The sequence below is a fragment of the Comamonas badia DSM 17552 genome (assembly GCF_000484635.1).
Taxonomy (GTDB): domain Bacteria; phylum Pseudomonadota; class Gammaproteobacteria; order Burkholderiales; family Burkholderiaceae_C; genus Comamonas_C; species Comamonas_C badia.
In genome coordinates, this window is the sequence record NZ_AXVM01000003.1 from 91968 (window position 1) to 116480 (window position 24513).

Genomic DNA, 24513 nt, shown 5'->3' on the forward strand with positions numbered 1-24513 from the left:
GCGGTCTTGAACGCGGGCGCCCTGCCACCATCTGCCAGCGATAGCAACGGGAGGACCACCATGCACATGCTCTACGACTCAGAATCCTTCGTGGTGGTGCACATGCTGCCCCGGCCCGAGGAGGAAGACGCGCAGGCGGATGCCAAGCCGGTGCCCCAGCTGCTGCGCCACGGCTTTGAAATCGTGGACAAGCGCTCGGGCAAGGAGGTGTATCTGGACGGCTCCTGGGCCGAGCTGTTCCAGCAGCAGATCGTCGCCTGGCAGCGCAACACCCCCTCGCAGGAAGAGGTCGAGGCGACGCTCGAAGGCTACGCGGGTCTGGCGCAGAACCCGGTCGTCCTGCACTGAAATTTGAGTGATTCATGCCACCAACGCCCAATGGACGGGCGTTGGCAGCTATTCAATAAGAAGCATCAACCCGGGTTGCCGTCGATGCGCACCCGGCCCCACCAGCCCAGCAGCCGGCCACCCCAGGCCGCCATGGTGGCGAGCCAGAGTACGGCCGCGAGCGCCAGCAGACTGGTGCTGGCGGCCATCGGCAGCGCGGCGACCACGCGGATCACCACCGTCACCTGCAGCAGCAGGAACAAGCCCCAGAAGAAAGCCCCGGCCTCCAGCGGCCGGCCGCTGTGCCCGGCAGCCACGCGCGAGACCATGGCCACCATCAGCGAGCCCAGACACCCCATGGTGAAGGCATGCAGCGCCGCCAGGTGCCAGACCGGTCCCTGAACGACGGCGCTCCAGGCGCCGGTGGCGGCGGCGATCAGGTTGGTCAGGCCGAGCCAGAGAAAGCCGATGTGCAGCATGCCCAGCAGCGGAATCTTGATGGCCGCCATCAGCCCCCAGCGCACCGTGAGCCAGATGAGCCAAACGCCGATCAGGAGCTCGAAGCAGGTGCGCAGCATCAGCCCGACCATCGCCAGCCAGACCGGCCAACTACCCATGGACAGCCAGACGAACACCGCCTGGGCGCCCACGGCCAGCGCGAGCACGCCCATGACCCAGTTCGGCCGCCAGGCGTCCACGCCCGGCAGCTTGCCGTGGGTGAAGAACGGGATCATGCGGTGCGCCACCGTCATGAAGACCACGCCGACAAAGCCCCACAGCCCGGTGAGCACCCAGGCCAGCGCCAGGTCATAGCGATCGAGCAGCACACTCACGCCCAACCCGGCCACACTGACGCACCCCACGACAAAGGCCGCGCGCACCATCTTGCCGTGCATCTGGTTGGCGGCGCGGCTGGCGCGCACCAGGCCCGCGTACAGCCAGGCCATCAGCACCAGCCCCAGCCACGCCAGCGCCAGCCCCAGCAGCCCCAGGGTTTCGCTGAACAGCCCGCCCAGCAGCCAGACCAGCCAGCCGGCGCACTGCATGAACAGCGGCGCCTGGATCTGCCGCACCGACAGCGGTTCCACATCCAGCCAGCGCGGCCCGGCGGTGAACAGGAAGCCGGAAAAAAACAGAGGAATGAAGCCGAAGCTCATCAGTGCCGCATGCGTGATGAGCGGCGGCGTGCCATCCGCCGGCAGGCCGATGGCGCCGGTGGCGCGGTCCACCTGCACCAGCGCCCACCAGAGGCTGGCGGCAATCAGCACCACGGCGGCCAGCGAAAAGCCCAGACGGTGCGGCGCCAGCAGGATGTAGCGCAGGCGCCAGTGCGGGTCGAGGGGTGCGGCGCTGCTCATCGCGCCACCTCAGGATTGGCGCCGCAACCGGCGCCCAGCAGGGTTTTCATGAAGAGACATTGAAAATGGCAATGCCCCGACGATAGCGCAGCGCAAGCAGCCCCATCCCTGTCAGGGACGCAGAGGGACGCAGCCGCTCCACCCCGCCACCCGGCACGCTCAGCCGCAGCTGCCCAGCGCCCCGCATTGCGTGCAGTAGTCGCAGCCGTCCTTGCGGATCACCGCGTGCGCGCCGCATTCCCAGCATTTCTTGCCCGCCATGGCGGGCGGCAGGCCGCGCGGCGCCTCGGGCTCTTCCAGCGGCAGCTCCTGCTGCTGCGGCGCGCTGCTGCGGCGCAGCAGAATCTGCTGAATCGCGTAGGCCAGCGCCGCGACCTCGGAGTCGTGCCACATCGGCACCAGCGTGCCGTCGTCCTTGGCGTGGTGGCCCAGGCGCACCGGGCCGCGGTCCCAGGCCACCTTGCGCATGTCCGACAGCGCCCGTTCCAGGAAGCCGCCGCGCGCCGCCAGCGACAGCAAGCGCATGCTGGAGGTGATCCACTGCTGCGATTCACCGCTCTGCCCCACCGGCATGAAGAACTCGATGGCGCGATCGACCGTGCCGCCGCGCCCGTCATCGACCGGCAGGAAGGAGACGATGATGTACAGCCGCTTGTGCCCTTCCTGCGTCCAGTACTCCACCTTCTCGGCCACGGCGGCCAGCCCGCCGCTGGGGCGGCTTTCGATCACGGTGCGCATCGGGTCCACCGGCACGGCGGGCTCCACGGCGCCGGGCGCCGCCTTGGCCTCTTCCTTGGCCGGGACCTCCAGCACCGCGCCAAGGATGCTGTTGGGCCGGTAGGTGGCCAGCCCCTTGAGGTGCGAGCGCCAGGCCTGCAGGTACAGGCCCTTGAAATCGCCGTAGGGGTAATCGGCCGGGATGTTCACCGTCTTGGAGATCGCGGTGTCCACATAGGGCTGCACCGCCTCCATCATCGCCACATGCTCCAGCGCGGACATCTCCAGCGCATTCACGAAATAGTCGGGCAGATGCTGCACGTCTCCGCCCAATGTCCGGTACAGCCGCCAGGCGTAGTCCTCGACGGTGTACTCGCTCATGCTGCCGTCGCCCTCGCGCTTCTTGCGCGTATAGGTCCAGGAGAACGGCGGCTCGATGCCGTTGGAAGCGTTGTCGGCGAAGGCCAGGCTCACCGTGCCGGTGGGCGCGATCGACAGCAGATGGCTGTTGCGTATGCCATGCGCGCGGATCTCCTGCTGAACGTCCGCCGGCAACCGGCTGGCAAAGGTGCCCTGCGCCAGATAGCCATCGGCCTCGAACTTCGGAAACGCCCCTTTCTCCTTGGCCAGTGCGACGGACGCGCGGTAGGCGCTGTCGCGCATGCACTCGGCGATGCGCACCGCCATCGCGCGCCCGTCCTGGCGGTCGTAGCGCAGTTTCAGCATCGCCAGCGTGTTGCCCATGCCGGTGAAGCCCACGCCGATGCGGCGCTTGGCGGCGGATTCGGCACGTTGTTGTTCCAGAGGCCAGAAGGTCACGTCAAGCACGTTGTCCAGTGCCCGCACCTGGGTGGCCACGACCTGCGCGAAGCGTTCGAAATCGAAGCTCGCCTCGCCCGAGAAGCCGAACGGGTGGCGCACGAAGCGCGTGAGGATGATGGGGCCGAGATCGCAGCAGCCGTAGGAGGGCAGCGGTTGCTCGCCGCAGTTGTGGGCATGCAGGCCGTTGGCGTCAAAGGCGTGCACGTCGGCGACGGTCACGTCATAGACCATTTCTTCCCCATCTTCCTGCAGGCTTGCCACCGTGGCCGTGAAGCGTTCGCGGTTGAGCTCACGGCGGTAGGTGCCGAGCAATTGCTCCAGCCGCTCGGCCTTCTCGCCATCCGCAAAACCGATGCGTTCGGCAAACACCTGCAGGTTGTCGCCGCTGACGAGCAGCTCGTGCTGTGCCTGCGTGGCGTAGTCCTTGTACCCACCATGCCCATCGGGCAGCGCGCGCACGGCGGCCGGGCGGCGGTTGGCATGGAGGGTGCTGGCCATGCCCAGGCGCAACAGCATGCGCTGCACCGCCTGCAGGCAGGGCAGATCGCTTTGCGCCAGGCGCACGCTCACGCCCTTGGCCTGCGCGCCCTGCACGCTGCCATCGGCATCGAACAAGCCACGCAGCAGGCCGACGGCAAATTCACTCGACGCGCGCTCCATTTGCGCAGTGATGCCCTTGCGGCCCACCCGCATGCCCATGCCGAAGGCCAGATCGCGCAGCGCAGCACTGGCCATGCGCATTTCTCCGCGATCGGCGATGGGGCGCTGAAACCCACGGAAATCCGCGCGGTGGCGCAGCGTCGCCGCGGCCGCTTCGGCGGCGCGCACCACGCCCACGGCACCATTGGCGGCCAAAGCCACCGCCACATCGCCACCGACCGCGCGCAACTGCGGCGCCCAGACACTGATCACGGCCTTGTCTGCCTTGAGCGTGCCATCGCCCACCAGCAAGCCCAGCAGATAGCCCTCGGCCTCGGTGCCCACGCCCTCCCAGCCCAGCATGGTGCGGTGGTTCTGCAGCAGGATTTCGTCGCCAGGCTGCAAGGCGGACGCGGGCGTCCATTCGGTTTGCAGCGTGTAGCGCGTCTTGCACACCACGCGGCGCAGCCGGTGGTCTGCCGTCAGGCGCAGCGCATGGCCTTCGCGCGTGGCAAGGCGCAGCACGGGCTTGGTGCCGGTAGCAAAGAAGCCCTGGCTTTCGGTGGGATGCACCCGACCATCGACGACGGCGCCAAAGGGCTTGCCGATCAGGTCCTGCACCTGCGCCGGGCCGTCTTGCGTCAACACCCAGGTGTCCGCCGTCACGCAGGGGTTGGTCGCATCGATGCGCTCGACATAGCGCAGGTTGTTGTCGGTGTTGATGTGGTCCAGAAACAGAATGCCCGGCTCGGCGAAGTCGTAGGCCGATTGCATGATGGTGTCCCAGAGCGCGCGCGCGCGCAGCGTCTTGTAGACCCACAGGCCATCGGCCCTCTGGTGCGCGCCGCGGTCGCGGCATTCCTGGCTCGGGCGCGCCTTGTGCACCAGCTCCCAGGTGCCATCCTGCTCGACCGCGTGCATGAAGGCATCGGGCACGCCGACCGAGACGTTGAAATTGTTCCAGCGCCCCGGTGTGCGCTTGGCGGTGATGAAGTCGAGCACGTCCGGATGGTCGATGCGCAGCACGCCCATCTGCGCACCGCGGCGCGCGCCCGCGCTCTCGACCGTGGAGCAGGACTGATCGAACACATTGATGTAGGAACACGGCCCCGAGGCCATCGAGTGCGTGCCCTTGACCTCGGCGCCGCGCGGGCGGATGCGCGAAAAATCGTAGCCCACGCCGCCGCCGCGGCGCATGGTTTCGGCGGCCTCGCGCAGCGCCTCGTAGATGCCCGGGAAGCCTTCGTCATCGACACCCTGGATGCAGTCGCCCACCGGCTGCACGAAGCAGTTGATGAGCGTCGCCTGGATGTCGGTACCGGCGGCGCTCATGATGCGCCCGGCGCCTATGGCACCGGCGCGCAGGTTTTCCAGGAAGCGCTGCTCCAGCGTCTCGCGCAGCTCGGGCTGCTCGACCGACGCCAGCGCGCGCGCCACGCGCGCATACAGATCGTCCACTTCGCGCTCGCCGTTCTTGAAGTATTTTTCGCGCAGCACATCGAGGCTGATCGGCTGGGCCGCAAGCTGGGGGGCGAGATCGGTGGTTTCACGCTGCATGTCGAAAGAGCTCCTTGGAGGGCCGGCGGCACCCGGTGCGCCAGCACAAAAAACGGCCCGAAACGCCGGGCGCAACAGGCAGTGTTTGTACACCGATCCGCAGCCCATCGGGCTCCGATTCCAGTAGCATGGCAGCGATGGTGCGGCGCCTGCTGCCCGTCATCTGTTCGCATCGCCACTGATACATCATGTTACCAATCACCCCCATTCCGAGACGCCTTCGCGCGCTGGTGTGCAGCGCTGTCTGGCTGCTGTGCGCGGCTGCCTTGCTGGGCTGCGCCGGCGGACCGGTGCCCGGCGCCGACGGTGCTGCGTGGCAAGCGCAATTGCAGCAGTGGCGCGGCGTGCCCTTGCTGCTGCTGGGTGAACAGCACGATGCAGCAGCCCACCAGGCGTGGGAGCGCGAGACGGTGCAACAGCTGGCCGCGCAGGGGCAGCTGGCGGCCCTGGTCATCGAAATGGCGGACGCCGGGCGCGGCACCGCAGGCCTGCCGGCCGACGCCGACGCATCACAGGTGCGCCAGGCGCTGCACTGGAACGACACCGGCTGGCCCTGGGCGCATTACGGGCCGGTGGTGCTGGCGGCGGTGCGCGCCGGGGTGCCGGTGCTGGGCGGCAACCTGCCGCGCGCGTCCCAGCACGCGGCGATGCAGGATGGCGCTCTGGACGCGCATCTGCCACCCGCCGCGCTGGCGCGCCAGCAGCAGGCCGTGCGCGAAGGCCATTGCGACCTGCTGCCTGAAAGCCAGACCGCCCCGATGACGCGGGTGCAGCTGGCGCGCGATGCAAGCCTGGCCCGCACGGCCGAGCAAGCGCTGCGCCCGGGCCAGACCGTGCTGCTCATTGCAGGCGCGGGGCATGTCTGGCGCGGTCTGGGCATTCCCAGCTGGCTGCCGGCGCACTCGGGCTACAAAGTGGCCGTGGCGCAAGCCGGCCAGGCTCCCGATGTCAAAAAAGGCGACGTGGATTACGTCCACCGGACACCCGCCATCGCGCCCAAAGACTATTGCGCGGCCTTGCGGCGCAAGTGAGGGCCGATCGCGCTGCGCGCCAAGCCTGTCGACTGCACGCATCGAGAACGGTCACAGCCCCTTTTCGGCCATCGCAAACAGGCGCTGCCGCGCAACGGTCCGGGGCATGGGCGCCTCGGGGGCGCTGGTCAGGATGGACGGCGTGCCCTCGGGCGGCGGTGGCACGCTGGTCTATTTCTCCTGCGACGATTGCGCCGTCGAGCAGGGCCGGGTGCAGGCGGCCGGCGGCACGGTGTTCAAGCCTAAGTTCTCCATCGCCCCGCACGGCCATATCGCGCCGGTGGTGGACACCGAGGGCAACTGCATCGGCCTGCACTCGATGCAGTGAGCATGCGCTGGGCTACCAGGTCACCTCGCGCCCGGCGGCGGCGCTGTCCCGCAGCATGTCGATGAAGGGCACTACCCGCTGGCGCAGCCAGACGCGCTCGCTGGGCTCGGGCTTTTCGCCGTCGGATTCGGCAGGCGCCGGCTGCTCGGCAGGCGCGCTGCGCTGGGCTTCTTCCTGCTCCACCGCCTTCTGCAGCGCGGCGATGGCAGCCGGGATCTGCTCGGCGGTGATGATGCCCTGCGGCTGGTCCGGGTCCTTGCCTATGATCTGCAGCACGCGGCGCCCGACCGGTTCGAGCATGATGAGTTCGGCGGTGGCGCGGGATTTGAATTTGTACAGCATGGCAGCACCCGTGAAGAATGGGATGCGGCTAGCTTAACCCCTTCCCCCTTCGCGCGCGCGGGGCGCAGGATCACGCCTTGGCCGGCAGCACCACCCCCACGCACTCCCCAAACCCGATGCGTGCCGCGCCCGGCTTCTCGCACCAGCCGCGCAGGATGATGGCGTCGCCATCCTCCACCCAGGTGCGCAGCTCGCCGTTGGGCAAGTGGACAGGGTTCTTGCCCCCGGCGGTCAGCTCGATCAGCGCGCAGGCCGCATCCAGCGTCGGTCCCGACAGCGTGCCGGTGCCCAGCAGGTCGCCCGGCTGCAGGTTGCAGCCGTTCACCGTGTGGTGCGCCAGCATCTGCGCGGCGGTCCAGTAGGCATGGCGGTAGTTGGTCAGCGCCAGGCGCGCCGGGGCGCTGCTTTCCTGGCGCATGCGCGGTGTCGCTATCAGTGCCTCCAGCTGGATGTCGAAACCACCCGCGGCGCTGTGCGCGCTGCTGGCGAGATACGGCAGCGGCTGCGGCTCCTCCGCCGGCCGCGTGAACGGCACGCGGTAAGGCGCCAGCGCCTCCAGCGTCACCACCCAGGGCGAGACGGTGGAAGCGAAGTTCTTGGCCAGAAACGGCCCCAGCGGCTGGTACTCCCAGGGCTGGATGTCGCGCGCCGACCAGTCGTTGAACAGCGCCAGGCCGAAGATGTGGTCCTCGGCCGCATCAATGCCGACCGAGTCCCCCAGCGCATTGCCCTGGCCGACGAACACCGCCAGCTCCAGCTCGATGTCCAGGCGCGCGCTGGGCGCCAGCCGCGGTGCGTCGGCCCCCGGCGCCTTGACCTGCCCGTGCGGGCGATGAAAGTCCTGGCCCGAGACAATCACCGAGGAGGCCCGGCCGTGATAGCCGATCGGGATCCACTGGTAGTTGGGCATCAGCGGGTTGTCCGGGCGAAACAGCCGCCCGATGTTGGTGGCGTGATGAATCGAGGTGTAGAAGTCGGTGTAGTCGCCGATGCGGCAAGGCACGGTGTATTCGGCACCGCTTTGCGCCACCATGCAGGGCTTGAGCGCCCCCTCGTGCGGCGAGCCGGTTTGCAATGCTTTGGATAGCGTCTTGCGCAGAATGGATGCGGGTTTCCCTCCCATTTCCATCAAATGATTGAGGGTGGATTCTGCAGCCGCCTGGGCCGGTGCGAGGGCGTCGCCGGCAAACACGCCGGCGGCGACGGCCGCCGCCATGTCGACGATCTGGTCGCCAATGGCGACGCCGCCGCGCCAGACCTCCTGGCTGCCCTTGCGGCGAAAGATCGCGAACGGCAGGTTCTGAATCGGGAAATCGGTGATGCCGTCGTTGGCGCTGGCAACCCAGCTCCTGAGCGCCGGGTCGTGGGTGGCATTGGGTTCAATCATGGCGTTCTCCTCTGGTGGGCGCTGGAATGTGCAACGCAAAGATCAGGCATTCAGGTCGACGTCCTTGCGCTCCTCGACGCGGGACACGGCCCACAGCGAAATCACGCACAGCGCGACGATGTACAAGCCGATGAGCCAGGGCGTCTTGGTCTCGGCGACGATGGTCTGCGCGATCATCGGTGCGAACGCGCCGCCCAGGATGGCGCCCAGCGCATAGCTCACCGAGACGCCCGAGTAGCGCACCTTGGCCGGGAACATTTCGGCGTACAGCGCCGCCTGCGGCCCGTAGGTCAACCCCAGCGGCAGGGCCAGCACCACGAGGCCGAGCAGGAACAGCGTGATGCTGCCGGTATCGAAGACGAACCACATCGGAATCGCCCACAGCGCCAGCAGCACGTAGCCGATCTGGAAGGTGCGCACACGCCCGATGCGGTCGCCCAGATGGCCGCCCCACAGCGTGAAGGCGAGCCAGGCGACGGCGGCGACGACGCCGCTCAGCAGCGTCTCGGTGCTCGAAAAGCCCAGTGACCGCTGGCCGTAGCTGATCAGGAAGGCGATCAACAGGTAGCCGGCGGCGTTGTTGGCGATGAAGACCAGCGCGGCCTTCACCACCGTGCCTGGGTGCTGGCGCACCAGGTCCGCGAGCGGCGCCGAGCCTGCCTTGCGGCGATTGGCCAGCTGCGTGAACACGGGCGACTCTTCCACGCCGCGGCGAATCAGCACGCCGACGACGATCAGCAAGAAGGACAGCAGGAAAGGAATGCGCCAGCCCCACTCGGCGTAGGCTTCCTTGCCGATGAGGAGGGTGATGAGCAGCGTGACGCCGGTGGCCAGAATCAGGCCCAGCGGCACGCCGATCTGCGGGAAGGCGCCGAACAGGCTGCGCTTGTTCTTCGGTGCGTGCTCGACCGCCAGCAGCGCGGCACCGCCCCATTCGCCACCGGCCGAGAAGCCCTGCACGATGCGCAGCAGAATCAGCGCGACGGGTGCCCAGATGCCGATGCTCGCGTAGCCGGGCAGCAGGCCGATCAGCGTGGTCGAGGCCCCCATCAGCAGCAGCGTGAGCACGAGCACGACCTTGCGGCCATAGCGGTCGCCCAGCGCGCCGCAGACGATGGCGCCCAGCGGGCGGAACAGGAAGGAAATGCCGACCGTGGCGAATGACAGGATCAGCGCCAGGCCCGGGTTGTCCTGCGCCAGGCCGGTGAAGAACACCCCGGCCAGGTACAGGCCGGCGGCCTGGGCGTAGATGAAGAAGTCATACCACTCGATGGCGGTGCCCACCAAGGTGGCGGCGAGCACGCGGTGCTCTTCTTTTTTGGTTGGATCGGCGGGCGGAGCGCCGGCGGGGGTCAGGGTGGCGGTGTTCATGTCTCTCTCCGGAAAAGCGTCCAAGGCGGGGCCTGCGTGCGGTCGACGCATGGGTTCGGGGTGAATGGGGACAACGGCCGCCCGAAGCAGCCGCAGTCAAGACTGGCTTGTCAGTGCCGGAGGCACGTGCGCCCCCGGTTCAGGGTGGTTCAGGCGCTCAGTGCGCGCCGATGTGGCCGCTGCCGTCGTGCATCCAGCGGGCGTGCTCGGGGGCCTTCTTGGTGCGGTCCCACTCGTTGAGCATGTCCCACTTCACCTGGTCCAGCGCCTGGTCCATCGCGGGCGTGGCGGTGTTGACGGCCAGCTCCAGCCGGTGGCCCGAGGGGTCGCGAAAGTAGATGGACTGGAAGATGGTGTGGTTGGTGGGGCCGATGACCTCGATGCCGTCGGCCTGCATGCGAGCCTTGACCTTCAGCATGGTGTCGATGGAGTCGGTTTTCAGCGCCAGGTGCTGCGTCCAGGACGGGGTGTTGGCATCCGAGGGTGCAAGCATCGGCTCCTTGGTCGGCAGCTCGAAAAAGGCCAGGATGTTGCCGCCGCCGATGTCGATGAAGATGTGCATGTACGGGTCCGGCTCCTTGGTGGAAGGGACCTCGTTCTCGGCGATGGCAAGGATGAAGTTGGCGTCGAGGTATTTTTGATACCACTCCACCGTTTGCTTGGCGTTCTTGCAGCGGTAGGCGACGTGGTGCACGCCGTTCAGATGGGCCATGAGGGTTTCCTCGTTTTGAAGGGGTGGATCAGACGGATACGGCGGCACGCTTGCCCATGACGCGTTGCAACGCGCCCTGCAAGGCCTGGTCGTCGCCATGCTGGCAGACGGCGGCGATGTGGGCGTCCGGGCGCACCAGCCAGACTTCATCCGGGCCGGCTTGCAGGGCCTGCTGCAGGGCGCCTTCGGCGTCGATGTCGGCGATGCGCAGCACGCGCAGCGGCGCGGCGGGGATGGCGGCTTGCGCCTGCGCGCGCAGCCGGGTCAGGTCGACCGCGCTGCCGGCCAGCAGCAGCAGGCCGTCGCGCGCCACCTGTCGCAGGCGCGCGCAGTCCATGCCCGCGATGCGCACCGGCACGTCGGGCAGCGCGACGCCGGGCGCGGGCGGCGGCACATGGCCGCGCGGCGGACGGCCGGCAAACGGGCGCGTCGCGTCGGGCGTGGTGAGCGGCGAGTCGACGTACCAGAAGGGCTCGGACAGGCGGCCCGAGTCGATCTGCGGATGCACCGACGGGTCGGTCAGCGCCGCCGTGAGGCGTTCGACGCGGATGCGGTGCTGCTCCTCGGTGTGCGGCACCAGAAAATCCATGGTCTTGCCGGTGACCTCGATGTTCTCGCGCGAGGCGGCGCAGCGCTCGCTGTCGTAGCTGTCGAGCAGCGCGTCGTCGGCCCAGCCGCGCAGCACGAAGGCCAGCTTCCAGGCGGCGTTTTCGGCGTCCATCACGCCGGTGTTGAGCCCGCGCGCGCCGAAGGGCGAGACGATGTGGGCAAAGTCGCCGGCCAGCAGCACGCGGCCCACGCGCATGCGATCGACCATGCGCGAGTGAAAGCGGTAGACCGACTTCCAGACGATTTCGTAGGGCTTGTCGCCGATGATCTGGCGGATGCGCGCGTCCAGGGCGCCGCTGGCTTCTTCCTGCTCGATGTCGTAGTCGCCCGGCACCTGCCAGTCGATGCGGAAGGTCGAATCGGGGCAGGGGTGGATCAGCACCTGGCGGCCGGGGTTCCACTCGGGGTCGAAGTAAAAGCGCCGCTCGCGCTCCCAGCCCGGCAGGTCGGCGCGGATGTCGCAGATCAGGAACTTGTCCTCGAAGCTGCGGCCGTCGAAGCTGACGCCGAGCTGGTGGCGCAGCTCGCGCGGCGCGGAGCCGGCGGCCACGATGGCATAGGGGGCGCGCACGTCCACCGGCGTGCCGTCGGCGCGACGGCAGTGCAGGGTGACGCCGCCTTCGTCCTGCTCGATCTGCTCGACGCCGTGGTCCCACAGCGGCGTGATGTGCGCGGCGGCGGCGATCTGCTCATCCAGCAGTTCTTCCGTGCGGGTCTGCGAGATGTTGACGAAGGGCGGGAACACCGAGCGCCCGGTGTCGACGAAAGGCTGGGTGAACAGCGTGGCGCCCTGGTACAAGGTGGTGGCGCGGTCCCAGGTCACGCCTTCGGCGGCGATCTTGTGGCCCACGCCGACCGACTCCCACACGTCCAGCACGTCGCGCTGCTGGCAGATGGCCTTGGAGCCGATGACGTCGCGCTGCGGCCGGCGGTCGAGCACGATGCAGTCAATGCCCCAGCGGGCCAGCAGCAGGGCCGCCGTCTGGCCGACGGGGCCGTTGCCCACGACCACCACCTGGGTGCGGTGCTGGGTCGTGGTCGTTTGGGAATCGGGCTGGTTCATGGTCTTGTCTCCTCGTGCGCCTTCATCCCGGGTCAGTCTTGCAGCGCGTGCCACATCTGCTGGTCGCGCTCGGCCGTCCAGATGCGCGGATCGCGGATGCCGCTGGCCTCGTCGTGGGCGCGCGTCACGTCGAAGGGCAGGCAGTGCTCGTAGATGAAGACCTGGGCGAACTTCGGATCCATCGCCTTGCGGGTGTGCTTCATGGTCGCGTTCAGGTCCATGCCCTGGGCCACGGCTTCCTGCGCGCTCTTGTACAGCGTGGCGGTGAAGTCGCGCGTGTAGGCCAGGCCTTTTTTCACCTGCTCGGGCGTCATCAAGGTGGGGCCGCGGCCGGGCACCAGCTTGTCGAAGTTCATCGCCGCCAGGTTATCCAGCGTCTGCGGCCAGTCGGCCAGATAGGCGTCGCCGGTGTAGCAGGCGGCCTCGTATTCGACCAGGTCGCCCGAAAAGCAGATCTTCTGGCTGGGCAGGTAGACGATGGTGTCGCCCTTGGTGTGGCCGCGGCCGATCTGCTGGATCTTGACCTCCAGCTTGCCCAGCCACAGCGTCATCTCGCCCTGGAAGGTGAGCGTGGGCCAGGTCAGGCCGGGCACGCTCTCCACCGCCTGGAACAGGCGCGGAAAGCGCCCGATCTCGGAGTCCATGTCCTGCTGGCCGCGCTCGACGATCAGATCCCAGGTGTCCTGGCTGGCGATGATCTGCTCCAGGCCTTCGTTCTTGTAGCCGCTGGCGCCCAGCACGCGCACGGCGTGGTAGTGCGTCAGCACGACGTACTTGATGGGCTTGTCGGTGATCTCGCGGATCTTCTTGATGACGCCTTGCGCGGCCACGGGGGTGGCGGTGGCGTCGATGATCATCACGCCGTCGTCGCCAATGATCACGCCGGTGTTGGGGTCGCCCTCGGCGGTGTAGGCGTAGGCGTTGGCACTCAGCTTGTCCCAGCTGATCTTCTTTTCTTCGAGGTCGGCCTGCGAGGCGAATTTCTTTTCGGTCATGTCCGTGGCTCCGATGCGTTGTTGATGCACGGATTGTCGGACGCAATTAGTCTAATGTCAATACATTTGTTATTGTTTAATTTTAGCACCTGGATCAAAGCCCAAACGGCGTGACACCGCTTCGGCATGCATGCGCAGCAACTGCCCCTCCTTGCCGTCGATGCCGGCGGCGAACACGCCCTGCGGACCGAACACCGTCAGCACGAGCACCACCTTGCCATCGGCATCGAACACCGGCGCGCTCAGCGTATTGATGCCCGGCTGAGGCTGGGACAGCCCCCGCCCCATGCCGCTGGCGCGGATGTCGGCCAGCATCTGCTGCACTTCGGGCGCATCGAACGCCACCGAGGCGCCGCCGACCACGCGCCGGTGCTCGTCCTCCAGCACCGAGCGCACCATCTTCTCGGGCAGGTAGGCGGCAAACACGCGCCCGGTGATGGTGTTGAAAACCGACATCACCGTACCCACGCGCATGTTCACATGCATCGGGTAGCGTGGCTCATCCAGGCGCACCACCGTCGGACCGAGGTGGCCCCAGACGGCGATCGCCACGCTCAGGTCGGCCTCGGTGCACAGGCGCACGGCCTCATCGCTGGCCTCGGACAGCGCATCGAGCTGCTGCAGCGCCGCCAGGCCCATCTGCAGCGCCATGGGCCCGAGCCCATAGAGGCTGGTGGCCGGGTTCTGCTGGACCAGGCCGACGTTCATGAAGCTCACCAGATAGGGGTGTGCCTTGGCCGGCGGCATGTCGGCCAGTGCCGCCAGTTCCTTGAGCGGCAGCGCGCGGCGCTGCTCCACCAGCGCCTGCAGCACGCGCACGCCGACCTCGATGGACTGGATGCGGCGCTGCGGCTTGGACGATGGGGCGGGCGTGTCGGCGCTGTCGTGCGCCGGTTCGGAGGTGCGGGTGCGGGGCATGCGCGATTATTGGCGCAAAGCGCGCGGTCGCCGCCAACAGCGGCGACTGTGGCCTAATAGAGGGTTTTCATCCTACCACCCGCACCAGGAAAGAAGCACCATGGGCAACAAGATCGTTACCGAAGCCGACCGCAAGCGCGCGCCCCGCCCCACCCCCATGCCCGGCATGCCGCTCACGCGGAGCGGCGGCGGCCAGCGCAATAGCCTGGAGCGCGGCTCGCACACCCACTACAAGAAGAACCCCGGCAAGCGCACCCACGCGGGCGGCTGATCGCCCCGGTTTCAAGGCAGCACGAAAGCCGCGCGCGCCGCGTCCGCCCTGGCGCGCGCGGCGCAGCCCTGGGCATGGTCATTGACCAGACCCATGGCCTGCATGAAGGCGTACATCGTCGTCGGCCCGACGAAGGTGAAGCCGCGCCGCTTCAAATCGCGCGAGAGCGCGTGCGACGCGGGCGAGGTGGTCATCGCGCGCAGCGCCTGCGCGGTGATCTCCGATGGCCGCCCCTGCTGCGCCTGTTCGGCATAGCGCCAGACATAGTGCGCGAACGAGCCGAACTCGCGGCGCAGCTCCAGCATGCGGGCGGCGTTGTGGATCGCCGATGCGATCTTGCCGCGGTGGCGCACGATGGCGGCATTGGCCAGCAGCGCGTTCACCTCGGGCTCGCCAAAGCGCGCCAGTTCCTCGGCCTCGAAGTTCGCCATCGCGGCGCGAAACGCCTCGCGCTTGTTCAGGATGGTGAGCCAGCTCAGCCCGGCCTGAAAGCCTTCCAGGCAGAGTTTTTCAAACAGACGCCGCTCGTCGGCAACGGGATAGCCCCATTCTTCGTCGTGGTAGCGCTGGTACAGCGGCGTGGCGGCGCACCAGGCGCAGCGCGCGTGCCCGGCGCCATCGTGGAACAAGCCGGCAGGTTCTGGGGTCTCAGGCATCACGCGATTGTGCGCGGCTTTTTTCTGACGGCATGAAGCATTCCCTGCTACGCATGGTGCTGGGCCTTGTGGCTGCGCTGGCGCTGAGCGGCTGTGCCGGCACCGGCTACTACTGGCAATCGCTGCGGGGGCACCTGGCGCTGCTCGGCGCCGCACGGCCGCTGCCCGAATGGATTGCCGAGCCGCAGACCCCGCCGCTGCTGCGCCAGCGGCTGGAACTGGCCGAGCGGGCGCGCCGCTTTGCCGTCACCGCCATCGGCCTGCCGGACAACGCCAGCTACACGCGCTATGCGTCCATCCACCGCGGCTTCGTGGTCTGGAACGTGGTGGCGGCGCCGCCGTTTTCGCTGGAGCTGCACCGCTGGTGTTTCCCCGTCACCGGCTGCATCGGCTACCGCGGCTATTTCAGCGAAGCCGGCGCGCGCACGGAGGCAGCCAGCCTTGCCGCCAGCGGGCTGGAGGTGAGCGTCTACGGCGTGCCGGCCTATTCCACGCTGGGCTACAGCAACTGGCTGGGGGGCGATCCGCTGCTGTCCACCTGGATCGCCTGGCCCGAGGGCGATTTCGTCCAGCTGATGCTGCACGAGCTCGCGCACCAGGAGGTCTATGCCACGGGCGACACCGCCTTCAACGAGTCCTACGCCACCGCCGTCGGGCGGCTGGGCACGCTGCAATGGCTGAAGGAAACCTCCACGCCCGCAGCGCTGCAGGCCTATGAAGCGAGCGAAACACGGCGGCGCGAGTGGCGCGCGCTCACGCGCGGCACGCGCGAGCGCCTGGCGCAAATTTATGCATCAAATACCGCTTCAACGCACAACCAGCAAGCGCTTGAAGCTATGAAACAAGAAGCGTTTTCCGCTTTCCGCGCCGCCTATGCCGAACTGCGCGCGCGCTGGCAGGCACAGGGCAGTACCGCGCCGCAGCTCGCCGCGCTGGACCGCTGGGTGGCCGAGGCCAACAACGCGAGCTTTGGCGCGCAAGCGGCGTATGAAGACCTGGTGCCTGCATTCACCGCGCTGTATGAGCGCGAAGGCCGTGACTGGCCGCACTTTCACGCGGCGGTGAAGGCGCTGGCGCAACTGCCCGCGAGTGAGCGCCTGGCGCGCCTGCAGGCACTGCAGGGGGATATCAGCTTCGCAGCGAGTCAATCAGCGCTATGTACTGCTGCCGGGCCGCATCCTGCGCCGTGCCCTTGAGCTTGTTCCAGGCATCCCACTTGGCGCGGCCCACCAGGTCCGTCAGGCTGGGCTTCTTCTCGGCGTTGTCGCCCAGCGTCGCCTGCTTGTAGAGCGCGTAGATTTTGAGCAGCGTGGGGTTGTCAGGGCGCTCGCTCAAGGTCTTGGAATTGGCGACGGCGGCCTCGAACAGGGCGTTCAAATCGGGCATGAAAATCTCCGTGAACAGGAAAAGGGTTCAGAAAGGCAGCACCGCATCGGGCATCTTCGGCCCGATCTTGAGCACGCCGCTGGCGCGCACGCAGGGCTGGCCATCGGCCGTGACCAGCGCCTGCACGAACGCCAGCGAACGCGTGCTGCGCAAGAGCTGCCCCGAGCCCTCGATCCAGCAGCCCAGCGGCGAGGGCGCAAGGTAATCCATCTGCAGGCTCACGGTGGGCAGGAAGTGGCCGTGCACCGCCGTGTTCTGCGCATAGGCAACCACCACCAGCAGCATGTCGCAGAAGCTCGCCATCATGCCGCCATGCAGGTTGTCCATGGGGTTCACGTGGCGCGGCTCGACGCGCAGGCCCAGGCGCGTGTCCGCCCCGGCGCGGCGGATATGCAGCGGGCCGTTGACGGCCATGAAATTGCCGCCGATGCGAAAAGGCTCGAACCCCCCGGGCATGGCAATCTCCGGCGCAGCGTTCACTTGCGCGTCTCCTGCCGCACCTCGTGTTCGAAATCGGCCGACTGCATCTGCGGCCATTCGGGGTAGAAGCGCTCGAAATCGGCGCGCAATGTGTCAAGCGGCAGATCATCGAAGCTGCCGCGCTGGTGCACGTATTCCATGTGGCGGTGTCCGGCCTTGTCGAATTCGTGGTAGATCGAGTCGTGCTCGCCATCGAAATCCAGCGGCAGCAGGCCAAAGCGCTCGCACAGCTCGATGTTGAAGGCCGGCGTGGCCTTGCGCCAGCCGCCGTTGATCCAGAGCTCGGTATAGCCGTGCCAGTAGAAGGTATCGGTGCGCATGGTGGCGCGCATGCGCTCGGTGCTCAGGTGGTTGCGCACGTCGGCAAAGCCGAGCCGCGACGGGATGCCCACGGCACGCGCCGCCGCCGCCAGCAGTACCGCCTTGGGCACGCACCAGCCATAGCCCTTTTCCAGCACGCTGCTGGCGCACAGGCCGGCAAGGCTCAGTTCAATGCGGTAGGGGTCGTAGCGAAAGCCGTCGCGCACCGCCAGATTGAGCGCCACCGCGCGCTCGCGGTCGTCATTGCCCCTGGCATGCTCACGGGCAAAGGTCTGCACCGCGGGGTGGTCGCTGTTGATCGCCGCGGTGGGCAGAAGGTGCTCGGGGCGGGGGGTGTCGTGCTGCATGGGGCTACCTTACCGCAAAGTGGCTGCGGCGCCTCTCGCATTGCAAGCCGCCTGGAACATGCGTGACAATCCGCCCATCCAACAGCGGACAACAGCACGGAGACAGAGTGAAGCGCGGCATGGCCATGGGCAGCAGGCGGCGGCGGCGGTGGATTTCCACCGTGCTGGCCTGCGCCTGGCTGCTGCACGTGCTGGCGATCGCGCTTGCGCCGCTGCCGGTGCTGGCCCAGACCCAGCTGCCGCCCTGGGCCACGGACATCTGCTCGCAAAGCCACGGCGGCGGCGAATCGCAACCCGACAAGGACAGCTGCGCGCATGCGCTGTGCTGCCTGCTGGGCTGCCACGGGCAGCAGCACACGCCCGCGCCGCCACCAGCGCCCGCCACGGTGGCGCTGCAGGCCTCGCGGACCGCGCACGCTTTGCCGGTCGAGCCCGCGCGGCCGCCGTCTGCGCGGCGCGCATTGCGCCCCGATCCGCGCGCGCCCCCACCCACCCGCGCCTGACCGGCACGGCCCGCAGGCCACTGCGGCCGCCGCCATACGTTGCATGCCTGTGCCCACCATGGGCGCATGCGTGCGCCTGGTTCATGCAGGCCGACAGACTGCCATCGGCAGCCGGCCATCTCGGTGGGAGTTTTTTCATGTGGATTCAATCTATCGTCCGGCCCCGCGGGGCCGTGCGGCGCACCGCCCCTGTGGCGGCGCTGGCTTCGGCGCTGCTGGGCCTGGGCGCGCACGCGCAGACGGCAGCGCCCGCGCCGTCCGCCGCCGCTGCCCACGCGCTGCCGACACTGACCGTGAGCGAGCCCGAACCGGGTTCGCTCACCGCGCCCAGCGTCGCGCGCCAGCGCCAGGCCGTCGAGCAGACCGCGGGCTCGGTGGGTTTCATCGACAACGCCACGCTGCTCGATCGCTACCAGAGCAATCTGCGCGACGTGCTGCAGGAGGCCCCCGGCGTGTTCACGCAAAACCGCTATGGGCAGGAGCTGCGCCTGTCGATCCGCGGCTCGGGCATCGCGCGCAGCTACCACGTGCGCGGCGTCGAGCTGCTGCAGGACGGCATTCCCACGAATCTGGCCGACGGCAGCGGCGATTTCTACGAAATCGACCCCATGGGGCTGCGCAGCACCGAAATCTACAAGGGCGGCAACGCACTGCGCCACGGCGCGTCGACGCTGGGCGGTGCGATCAATTTCGTCACGCCCACGGCGCGCACGGCGCTGGCGCCCAACATCATGCAGCTCTCGGGCGGCAGCTTCGGCACGCTGCAGGCCAGCGGCCAGGTGTCGCGGGTGCTGGGCGACGTGGATCTGCTGGCCAACGTCACCGCCTCGCACGCCGACGGCTGGCGCGCCCACGAAACCGGCAACTACGGCCAGTTCAACGGCAACCTCGGCTACCGCCTCGGGCCGTCGGCCGAGACCCGGTTTTACCTCGGCGTGTATGCCACCAACCAGCAGCTGCCCGGCACGCTGACGCTGGCCGATGCGCTGGCCGATCCGCGCAAGGCCGGGGCCGGCGTGCTGGCGCAGAAGCAGGCGCGCGACATGCGCGTGCAGCGCCTGGCCAACCGCACCAGCGTGGCGCTGGGCGACGGGCAGCTGGACCTGGACAGCTGGCTGATCCATACCGACATGTTCCACCCCATCTTCCAGGTGCTCACGCTCAACGGCAACACCTGGGGCCTGGCGCCGCGCTACAGCCGCTCCTGGCAGATCGGCGGCCATCGCAACGACCTGACGGTCGGCGCACGCATCACCAGCGGCGACTACGAGGCCTCGCGCTTCGTCAACGCCGGCGGCGTGGCGGCCGCGCCCACGCTGAACGCGCGCCAGAAGGCGCTCAACTACGAGGCCTACGCCGAGAACCACTGGTACGTCTCACCCGAGCTGGCCGTGATCGCCGGGGTCAAGGCGCTGCGCAGCGAGCGCCGCTATCTGGACCGCGGCCTGCCCGCCCAGCCCGCCGAGCGCGCGGACCAGGCGGATTTCAGCGGACTCAACCCCAGGCTGGGCCTGCTCTGGCAGCCACGGCGGAACATCCAGGTGTTCGCCAACGTCACCCGCAGCCAGGATGTACCCGATTTCACCGACCTGACGCAGACCTTCGGCGCCAGCAGCCGCTTCGTGCCGCTGGCCTCGCAGCGCGCCTGGACGATGGAGATCGGCACGCGCGGGCGCAGCGGGCCCTGGAGCTGGGATGCCACCTACTACCGCTCCTGGGTGCGCGGCGAGCTGCTGCAATACACCGTCGATCCGGCGGTGCCGGCCTCCACCTTCAACGCCGGCCGCACGCTGCACCAGGGCATAGAGCTGGGCGCGTCGCTGGAACTGGCGCGCAACCTGGTCCCGGCCGCGGGGGACACGCTGGTCCTGAACCAGCTGTGGAATTGGAGCGATTTCCGCTTCCGCGGTGATCCGCAGCATGGCAACAACGCGATTCCCGGGCTGCCCAGGCATCTGCTGCGCACCTCGCTGACCTACGCGCAGGCCAATGGCTTCTACGTCACGCCGACGCTGGACTGGGTTCCCACCGGCGCCTGGGTGGACTATGCCAACACCGCCCGGACACCGCGCTACGCGCTGCTGGGCCTGAAGCTTGGTGCCACACTGCGCGACGGCCTGAGCTTCTTCGTCGATCTGCGCAACCTGACCAACCGGCGCTACGTGGCCGATTTCGGCACCGTGCTCAACGCCAGCGCGGGCGCCCCGGCCAGCACCTTCTATCCTGGCGCCGGGCGCAGCATCCACGCCGGCCTGCGCTACCAATTCTGACTCAAACGAGGTCTTTCATGCACATTTCCAACCATGCCGCGCGCATCTCCTCATTCATCGCCCTCGCTGGCCTGGCCGCCGGGGCGGCCCATGCGCATGTCGGCCTGCAAGCGGCGCAGGCGTCCGTGGGCGCGGGCTACAAGGCGGTACTCACGGTGCCGCATGGCTGCAAGGGTTCGGCCACGGTCAGGCTCAGCGTGCAGATCCCGGACGGGGTCATCGCCGTCAAGCCGCAGATCAAGCCCGGCTGGACGATTGAAACCACGCAAGGGAAATACGCCCGGCCCTATACCTTCCACGGCAACCAGGTCAGCGAAGGCGTGCGCACCATCACCTGGTCGGGAGGCAGCCTGCCCGACGCCTATTACGACGAGTTCGCCTTCAGCAGCCAGATCGCTTCCACGCTCACGCCGGGCAGCACGCTGGCCTTTCCCACGGTGCAGACCTGCGAGCACGGGGTGGAGCGCTGGATCGAGCTGCCCTCCGCCGGCCAGAAGCACCCTGAGAAGCCGGCACCGGTGATCACGCTGCTGCCCGCGCGCAAACCATGAAACCGGCGCCGCTGCGGTGGCTGTGCGCGCTGCTCCGGGCGCTGCTGCTGGGCATGCTGCTGCCGGGCGGCGCGGCCTGGGCGCACACCGCGCTGCTGCATGCCGAACCGGCGGATGGCAGCGTGCTGGCGCAGGCGCCGCGCCAGGCGCTGCTCGCATTCAGCGAGCCGGTGACCGTCACGCGGCTGCAGATCGTCGAGCCCGATGGCTCGGCGCTGCCCGTGCCGGGGGCACGCACCGAGGGCGCGCAGGTCCAGGTGCCGATCCCCGCGCTGGCGCGCGGCGGCCACGCCCTGGTCTGGCATGTCATCTCTGCCGACGGCCATCCGGTCAGCGGCGTGCTGCGCTGGTCCGTGGGCGCCGGGGCCGCGCCCGCGGCGCCGGCCGCGGCGGCAAGCGCCACGCCCTTGGGAGCCGCCATCTGGCTGGCGAAATGCGCGCTCTACCTGGGCCTCTTCCTGGGCGCCGGCACGGCCTTCTGGTGCGCCTGGAATGCGCCGGCGTGCACGCCGTCCACGCGGCGGCTCGGCAGCGCGCTGCTGGCGCTCGGGCTGGTTTCGGCGCTGCTCGCTCCCCTGCTCCAGGGCGCGGACATGCTGGGCCTGGCGCTGCACGAGAGCGCCAGCTGGCAGGCATGGCGCACGGGTGCCCAGACCAGCCTGGGCGCCACGCTGGCACTGGCCGGCGCCGCCCTGCTGCTGGGGCTGTGCGCCCTGCGCGGGCACGGCGGCCGGCTTGCCCGCGGCGCCGGCCTGCTGGCGCTGCTGGGCAGCGGCGCGGCGCTGAGTGCCAGCGGCCACGCCAGCACGGCGCCGTACGCATGGGCACGCGCCGCGGTGTCGGTGCATGCCACCAGCGTGGCGCTGTGGCTGGGGGCTCTCATTCCGCTCGCCACCAGCCTGCGCCGGCCGGGGGCGGACGCGCCGCGGCTGCTGGCACGCTTCTCGCGCGCCATCCCATGGGTGCTGGCGGCGCTGGTGCTGGCGGGCCTGGCGCTGGCCAGCATCCAGCTCGGCGATCCGCGGGCGCTCTACGCCACCGCGTACGGGCGGGTGCTGCTGGCCAAACTCGCGCTCGTCGCGCTGGTGCTGGTATTGGCGGCCTGGCACCGCTGGCGGCTCACGCCGGCCCTCATGCACGGGCAGACCGGCACGCGGCGGCGCATGGCACGCTCCATCGCCATCGAAACCGGGATGCTCGCCGCCGTGCTGGCGGTCGTCGCGCTCTGGCGCTTCACGCCGCCGCCGCGCAGCCTGCCGCCGCCAGCGGCCGCGGCGGCGAAGGCGCAGCCCGCGCACCTTGTCCTGGACAACGGGCAGGTCCGCATCGATCTGGTGATCGCGCCGGCCGCCGCCGGGCCGGTCTCCATCACCGCGACGCTCGCCCCGGGCACGGTCGCACCCAGGGAAGTGGCCTTCGTGCTGGCCAACCCGGCGCTGGGCATCGAGGCCCTGCACGCCCAGGCGCATGCCACCGCACCGGGGCGCTGGCGCGCCGACGCGGTGCTGATCCCGGCCGCCGGCGAATGGACGGTGCGCGCCGAGCTGCTGCTCGATGAGTTCACGCAGACGGCGCTGCAAGGCACGGTGGCGATAGCGCGCTGAAACGCAAACGCCCCCTGCGCTGCACGGCACAGGGGGCGTTTGCCGCCGCGGGCCGGTCAATCGTTGCCGATGTACTTCCAGGTGCCGTTCTGGATCGTCACCATCACGCGCGCGCGCTGGTCCAGGCCGAGATGGTCGGTCGGCGACATGGTGAAGATGCCGTGCGCGCCCGGCACTTCCTTCAGACCTTCGATGGCATCGCGCAGCGCGGCGCGGAACTCGGGCGTGCCGGGCTTGGCCTTCTTGAGCGCCACCGGCACGGCGGCGGTCATCAGGACGCCCGCATCCCAGCCGTGCGCGCCGAAGGTCGAGACGCTGCCCTTGCCGTAGGCTTTTTCGTAGGCATGCACGTAGGCCAGGGCCGAGGCCTTGACCGGGTTGGAAGCCGGCAGCTGATCGGCCACCAGCACCGGGCCCGCGGGCAGGATGGTGCCCTCGACATCCTTGCCGCCGACGCGCAGGAAGTCGTTGTTGGCGATGCCGTGGGTCTGGTAGTACTTGCCGGCGTAGCCGATCTTCTTGAGCGCGGTCTGCGGCAGCGCGGCCGGCGTGCCCGAGCCGGCGATCAGCACCGCATCGGGGTTGGCGGCCTTGATCTTGAGCGCCTGGCCGGTCACCGAGGTGTCGGTGCGGGCATAGCGCTCATTGGCCACGATGGTGATCTTCTTGAGCGCCGCGGCCTTGGCGAATTCCTGCGCCCAGCCCTCGCCGTAGGCATCCGAGAAGCCGATGAAGCCCACCGTCTTCACGCCATGGTTGGCCATGTGCTCGACGATGGCGAGCGACATCATGATGTCGTTCTGCGGCGTCTTGAAGACCCAGTGGCGCTTGGCATCCACCGGCTCGACGATCTTGGCCGAGGCGGCCACCGAAATCATCGGCGTCTTGGCCTCGGAAACGATGTCGATCATCGCCAGCGACACCGGCGTGGTGCTGGAGCCGAGGATGATGTCCACGTTGTTTTCGCTGATCAGCTTGCGCGTGTTGGTCACGCCGGCGGTGGTGTCCGAAGCGTCATCGAGCACGATGTAGTTGATCTTCTCGCCCGCGATGGTGTGCGGCATCAGTGCGATGGTGTTCTTCTGCGGAATGCCGAGCGAGGCCGCGGGGCCGGTGGCCGAGATGGTCACGCCGACATTGACGTCGGCCAGCGCCGCGCCGCTGGCGGCGATCAGGCCGGCGGCGGCCAGGGCAAGGGCGGTCCAGCGTTTTTTCATGAAGTGTCTCCTGTCAGTCAGTGGTTGAAGTGAATGCGAGTTCTCGCGGGGTGGGTGATGGTGGGGCGAATCAGGGCGGCGCGCCAGTCGGAACTACCCTGATGCGGCCGCGCCGTTTGGCCGGCTTGCCCTGCGGCGGCTTGACGGCGGCGACGCCGCCGCAGAACAGGTCGGCGACGATGGGCGCCATGGCGTCATAGTCCATCGCGCCATCGGGGCGGAACCAGGTGAACATCCAGTTGATCATGCCGAACAGCAGCATGGTGGTGGGCTTGGCCATGCGCGCTGTTCCGACCTGCGGCCACAGCGCCTCCACGGTCTGCGCAAAGCCATCGACCACGCTGCGCTCGATGGCGCGCACGCGCTCCCAGTCTTCGGGCTGCAGGAACTTCACGTCCTCGACCAGCACGCGGTGGGCGTAGCGCGCCTGGGCGTATTCGGCGACGAAGCGGCGGATCAGTTCGCGCAGGCGCGGTTCGGGCGCAAGCTCCATCTGCGCCACCGCGTCGAACTGCGCCTGCAGCCGCGTCACATGGCCTTCGGTGATGTTCAGCAGCAGCGCGTACTTGTCGCGAAAGTAGTGGTAGAGCGCGGGCTTGGACAGGCCGCAGGCCTGCGCCACGGCGTTCATGCTGGCACCGCCATAGCCCTGCTCGGCAAACAGGCGGGCGGCCTGCTGCAGGATCAAATCACGTTGATCCTCGTAACCGGCGGAACGTCCTCTTGCCATT

Annotated in this window: 23 protein-coding genes and 1 pseudogene; 9 read left to right on the plus strand and 15 right to left on the minus strand. The window is 68.6% G+C overall.

The genetic code is table 11. From position 1 onward, the window contains the following. Positions 1-60 precede the first annotated feature (60 nt). Complete coding sequence (locus tag K320_RS0107330; RefSeq protein WP_024538184.1) at positions 61-348, plus strand: BTH_I0359 family protein; 288 nt, start codon at positions 61-63, stop codon at positions 346-348. Positions 349-413: 65 nt separating this feature from the next. Here the strand turns inward: K320_RS0107330 and K320_RS0107335 are convergent, their stop codons facing one another. Both K320_RS0107335 and K320_RS0107340 read right to left on the minus strand, forming a co-directional pair. Further along, positions 414-1685 (minus strand): NnrS family protein, encoded by a 1272-nt coding sequence (locus K320_RS0107335; protein WP_024538185.1) that lies wholly within the window; start codon positions 1683-1685, stop codon positions 414-416. Between the two features lie 159 nt (positions 1686-1844). Beyond that, on the minus strand, positions 1845-5420 hold the full coding sequence (locus tag K320_RS0107340; protein ID WP_024538186.1) for an LAGLIDADG family homing endonuclease: 3576 nt from the start codon (positions 5418-5420) through the stop codon (positions 1845-1847). Positions 5421-5608: 188 nt separating this feature from the next. On the opposite strand from K320_RS0107340, the gene K320_RS0107345 reads away from it, so the two are divergent. Together K320_RS0107345 and K320_RS0107350 are read left to right on the plus strand one after the other, a co-directional pair. Continuing rightward, positions 5609-6451: a ChaN family lipoprotein gene (locus K320_RS0107345; protein ID WP_029695911.1), complete on the plus strand. Its 843-nt coding sequence runs from the start codon at positions 5609-5611 to the stop codon at positions 6449-6451. 106 nt (positions 6452-6557) lie between these two features. Beyond that, positions 6558-6779 (plus strand): annotated as a pseudogene (locus K320_RS0107350) (VOC family protein); the annotation flags it as partial. 12 nt (positions 6780-6791) lie between these two features. Here the strand turns inward: K320_RS0107350 and K320_RS0107355 are convergent. The 7 genes from K320_RS0107355 to K320_RS0107385 form a co-directional block, all read right to left on the minus strand. After that, positions 6792-7121 carry a DUF1840 domain-containing protein gene (locus K320_RS0107355; RefSeq protein ID WP_024538188.1) on the minus strand — a complete coding sequence of 110 codons (330 nt, stop codon included), beginning with the start codon at positions 7119-7121 and terminating at the stop codon, positions 6792-6794. 70 nt (positions 7122-7191) lie between these two features. After that, on the minus strand, positions 7192-8505 hold the full coding sequence (gene fahA / locus K320_RS0107360) for a fumarylacetoacetase (protein WP_156913918.1): 1314 nt from the start codon (positions 8503-8505) through the stop codon (positions 7192-7194). 45 nt (positions 8506-8550) lie between these two features. Next, positions 8551-9879: an MFS transporter gene (locus tag K320_RS0107365; protein WP_024538190.1), complete on the minus strand. Its 1329-nt coding sequence runs from the start codon at positions 9877-9879 to the stop codon at positions 8551-8553. 157 nt (positions 9880-10036) lie between these two features. Beyond that, positions 10037-10591, minus strand: a complete 555-nt coding sequence (locus tag K320_RS0107370; RefSeq protein WP_024538191.1) for a VOC family protein — start codon at positions 10589-10591, stop codon at positions 10037-10039. Positions 10592-10619: 28 nt separating this feature from the next. Continuing rightward, the gene (locus K320_RS0107375; protein ID WP_024538192.1) at positions 10620-12263 is read right to left on the minus strand and encodes an FAD-dependent monooxygenase; all 1644 of its coding nucleotides are present in this window, start codon (positions 12261-12263) and stop codon (positions 10620-10622) included. 32 nt (positions 12264-12295) lie between these two features. After that, entirely contained in the window at positions 12296-13258 is a 963-nt protein-coding gene (locus K320_RS0107380) for an MBL fold metallo-hydrolase (protein ID WP_024538193.1), read from the minus strand. Between the two features lie 69 nt (positions 13259-13327). Further along, positions 13328-14176, minus strand: coding sequence for an IclR family transcriptional regulator (locus K320_RS0107385; RefSeq protein ID WP_024538194.1), 849 nt, complete (start codon positions 14174-14176; stop codon positions 13328-13330). 100 nt (positions 14177-14276) lie between these two features. Here K320_RS0107385 and K320_RS19210 point away from each other — a divergent pair, with 100 nt between their 5' ends. Continuing rightward, the gene (locus K320_RS19210) at positions 14277-14447 is read left to right on the plus strand and encodes a hypothetical protein (RefSeq protein WP_169730041.1); all 171 of its coding nucleotides are present in this window, start codon (positions 14277-14279) and stop codon (positions 14445-14447) included. A gap of 11 nt (positions 14448-14458) precedes the next feature. Here the strand turns inward: K320_RS19210 and K320_RS0107395 are convergent, their stop codons facing one another. Beyond that, on the minus strand, positions 14459-15103 hold the full coding sequence (locus K320_RS0107395; protein WP_024538195.1) for a DNA-3-methyladenine glycosylase I: 645 nt from the start codon (positions 15101-15103) through the stop codon (positions 14459-14461). A 32-nt stretch (positions 15104-15135) separates the two neighbouring features. On the opposite strand from K320_RS0107395, the gene K320_RS0107400 reads away from it, so the two are divergent. After that, complete coding sequence (locus tag K320_RS0107400; protein ID WP_024538196.1) at positions 15136-16299, plus strand: aminopeptidase; 1164 nt, start codon at positions 15136-15138, stop codon at positions 16297-16299. On the opposite strand, the gene K320_RS0107405 is transcribed toward K320_RS0107400, so the two are convergent. The 3 genes from K320_RS0107405 to K320_RS0107415 are packed head-to-tail and all read right to left on the minus strand — an operon-like array spanning position 16232 to position 17637. After that, complete coding sequence (locus K320_RS0107405) at positions 16232-16489, minus strand: acyl-CoA-binding protein (RefSeq protein ID WP_024538197.1); 258 nt, start codon at positions 16487-16489, stop codon at positions 16232-16234. The two genes, K320_RS0107400 and K320_RS0107405, sit on opposite strands and share 68 nt — an antisense overlap. 27 nt (positions 16490-16516) lie before the next feature. Then, on the minus strand, positions 16517-16945 hold the full coding sequence (locus K320_RS0107410; protein WP_051384877.1) for a PaaI family thioesterase: 429 nt from the start codon (positions 16943-16945) through the stop codon (positions 16517-16519). 20 nt (positions 16946-16965) lie between these two features. Further along, positions 16966-17637, minus strand: coding sequence for a transglutaminase-like domain-containing protein (locus K320_RS0107415; protein ID WP_024538199.1), 672 nt, complete (start codon positions 17635-17637; stop codon positions 16966-16968). A gap of 119 nt (positions 17638-17756) precedes the next feature. Here K320_RS0107415 and K320_RS18370 point away from each other — a divergent pair, with 119 nt between their 5' ends. From K320_RS18370 to K320_RS0107435, 4 genes are all read left to right on the plus strand, one after another. Beyond that, entirely contained in the window at positions 17757-18140 is a 384-nt protein-coding gene (locus tag K320_RS18370; RefSeq protein WP_169730042.1) for a DUF2946 family protein, read from the plus strand. Between the two features lie 137 nt (positions 18141-18277). After that, on the plus strand, positions 18278-20410 hold the full coding sequence (locus K320_RS0107425) for a TonB-dependent receptor family protein (RefSeq protein WP_051384868.1): 2133 nt from the start codon (positions 18278-18280) through the stop codon (positions 20408-20410). Positions 20411-20427: 17 nt separating this feature from the next. Then, positions 20428-20961, plus strand: coding sequence for a YcnI family copper-binding membrane protein (locus K320_RS0107430; protein ID WP_024538202.1), 534 nt, complete (start codon positions 20428-20430; stop codon positions 20959-20961). Next, a complete protein-coding gene (locus K320_RS0107435) occupies positions 20958-22565 on the plus strand; it encodes a copper resistance CopC/CopD family protein (protein WP_024538203.1) in 1608 nt (535 codons plus the stop codon). Before K320_RS0107430 ends, K320_RS0107435 begins: the two co-directional genes overlap by 4 nt. Positions 22566-22621: 56 nt before the next feature. Here K320_RS0107435 and K320_RS0107440 read toward each other — a convergent pair whose 3' ends face one another. After that, on the minus strand, positions 22622-23782 hold the full coding sequence (locus K320_RS0107440; RefSeq protein ID WP_024538204.1) for an ABC transporter substrate-binding protein: 1161 nt from the start codon (positions 23780-23782) through the stop codon (positions 22622-22624). A gap of 70 nt (positions 23783-23852) precedes the next feature. Then, positions 23853-24512: a TetR/AcrR family transcriptional regulator gene (locus tag K320_RS0107445; RefSeq protein WP_024538205.1), complete on the minus strand. Its 660-nt coding sequence runs from the start codon at positions 24510-24512 to the stop codon at positions 23853-23855. Between the last annotated feature and the right edge of the window lies 1 nt (position 24513).

What these genes read in the sequence shown, in the direction of transcription:
- K320_RS0107415 (WP_024538199.1), bottom strand. Translation starts at nt 17,637, where the DNA reads ATGCAGCACGACACCCCCCGCCCCGAGCACCTTCTGCCCACCGCGGCG.
- K320_RS0107405 (WP_024538197.1), bottom strand. Translation starts at nt 16,489, where the DNA reads ATGCCCGATTTGAACGCCCTGTTCGAGGCCGCCGTCGCCAATTCCAAG.
- K320_RS19210 (WP_169730041.1), top strand. Translation starts at nt 14,277, where the DNA reads ATGGGCAACAAGATCGTTACCGAAGCCGACCGCAAGCGCGCGCCCCGC.
- K320_RS0107430 (WP_024538202.1), top strand. Translation starts at nt 20,428, where the DNA reads ATGCACATTTCCAACCATGCCGCGCGCATCTCCTCATTCATCGCCCTC.
- K320_RS0107355 (WP_024538188.1), bottom strand. Translation starts at nt 7,121, where the DNA reads ATGCTGTACAAATTCAAATCCCGCGCCACCGCCGAACTCATCATGCTC.
- K320_RS0107385 (WP_024538194.1), bottom strand. Translation starts at nt 14,176, where the DNA reads ATGCCCCGCACCCGCACCTCCGAACCGGCGCACGACAGCGCCGACACG.
- K320_RS0107335 (WP_024538185.1), bottom strand. Translation starts at nt 1,685, where the DNA reads ATGAGCAGCGCCGCACCCCTCGACCCGCACTGGCGCCTGCGCTACATC.
- K320_RS0107395 (WP_024538195.1), bottom strand. Translation starts at nt 15,103, where the DNA reads ATGCCTGAGACCCCAGAACCTGCCGGCTTGTTCCACGATGGCGCCGGG.
- K320_RS18370 (WP_169730042.1), top strand. Translation starts at nt 17,757, where the DNA reads ATGGCCATGGGCAGCAGGCGGCGGCGGCGGTGGATTTCCACCGTGCTG.
- K320_RS0107370 (WP_024538191.1), bottom strand. Translation starts at nt 10,591, where the DNA reads ATGGCCCATCTGAACGGCGTGCACCACGTCGCCTACCGCTGCAAGAAC.
- K320_RS0107365 (WP_024538190.1), bottom strand. Translation starts at nt 9,879, where the DNA reads ATGAACACCGCCACCCTGACCCCCGCCGGCGCTCCGCCCGCCGATCCA.
- K320_RS0107340 (WP_024538186.1), bottom strand. Translation starts at nt 5,420, where the DNA reads ATGCAGCGTGAAACCACCGATCTCGCCCCCCAGCTTGCGGCCCAGCCG.
- K320_RS0107425 (WP_051384868.1), top strand. Translation starts at nt 18,278, where the DNA reads ATGTGGATTCAATCTATCGTCCGGCCCCGCGGGGCCGTGCGGCGCACC.
- K320_RS0107445 (WP_024538205.1), bottom strand. Translation starts at nt 24,512, where the DNA reads ATGGCAAGAGGACGTTCCGCCGGTTACGAGGATCAACGTGATTTGATC.
- K320_RS0107440 (WP_024538204.1), bottom strand. Translation starts at nt 23,782, where the DNA reads ATGAAAAAACGCTGGACCGCCCTTGCCCTGGCCGCCGCCGGCCTGATC.
- K320_RS0107345 (WP_029695911.1), top strand. Translation starts at nt 5,609, where the DNA reads ATGTTACCAATCACCCCCATTCCGAGACGCCTTCGCGCGCTGGTGTGC.
- K320_RS0107435 (WP_024538203.1), top strand. Translation starts at nt 20,958, where the DNA reads ATGAAACCGGCGCCGCTGCGGTGGCTGTGCGCGCTGCTCCGGGCGCTG.
- K320_RS0107380 (WP_024538193.1), bottom strand. Translation starts at nt 13,258, where the DNA reads ATGACCGAAAAGAAATTCGCCTCGCAGGCCGACCTCGAAGAAAAGAAG.
- K320_RS0107400 (WP_024538196.1), top strand. Translation starts at nt 15,136, where the DNA reads ATGAAGCATTCCCTGCTACGCATGGTGCTGGGCCTTGTGGCTGCGCTG.
- K320_RS0107410 (WP_051384877.1), bottom strand. Translation starts at nt 16,945, where the DNA reads ATGCCCGGGGGGTTCGAGCCTTTTCGCATCGGCGGCAATTTCATGGCC.
- K320_RS0107375 (WP_024538192.1), bottom strand. Translation starts at nt 12,263, where the DNA reads ATGAACCAGCCCGATTCCCAAACGACCACGACCCAGCACCGCACCCAG.
- K320_RS0107330 (WP_024538184.1), top strand. Translation starts at nt 61, where the DNA reads ATGCACATGCTCTACGACTCAGAATCCTTCGTGGTGGTGCACATGCTG.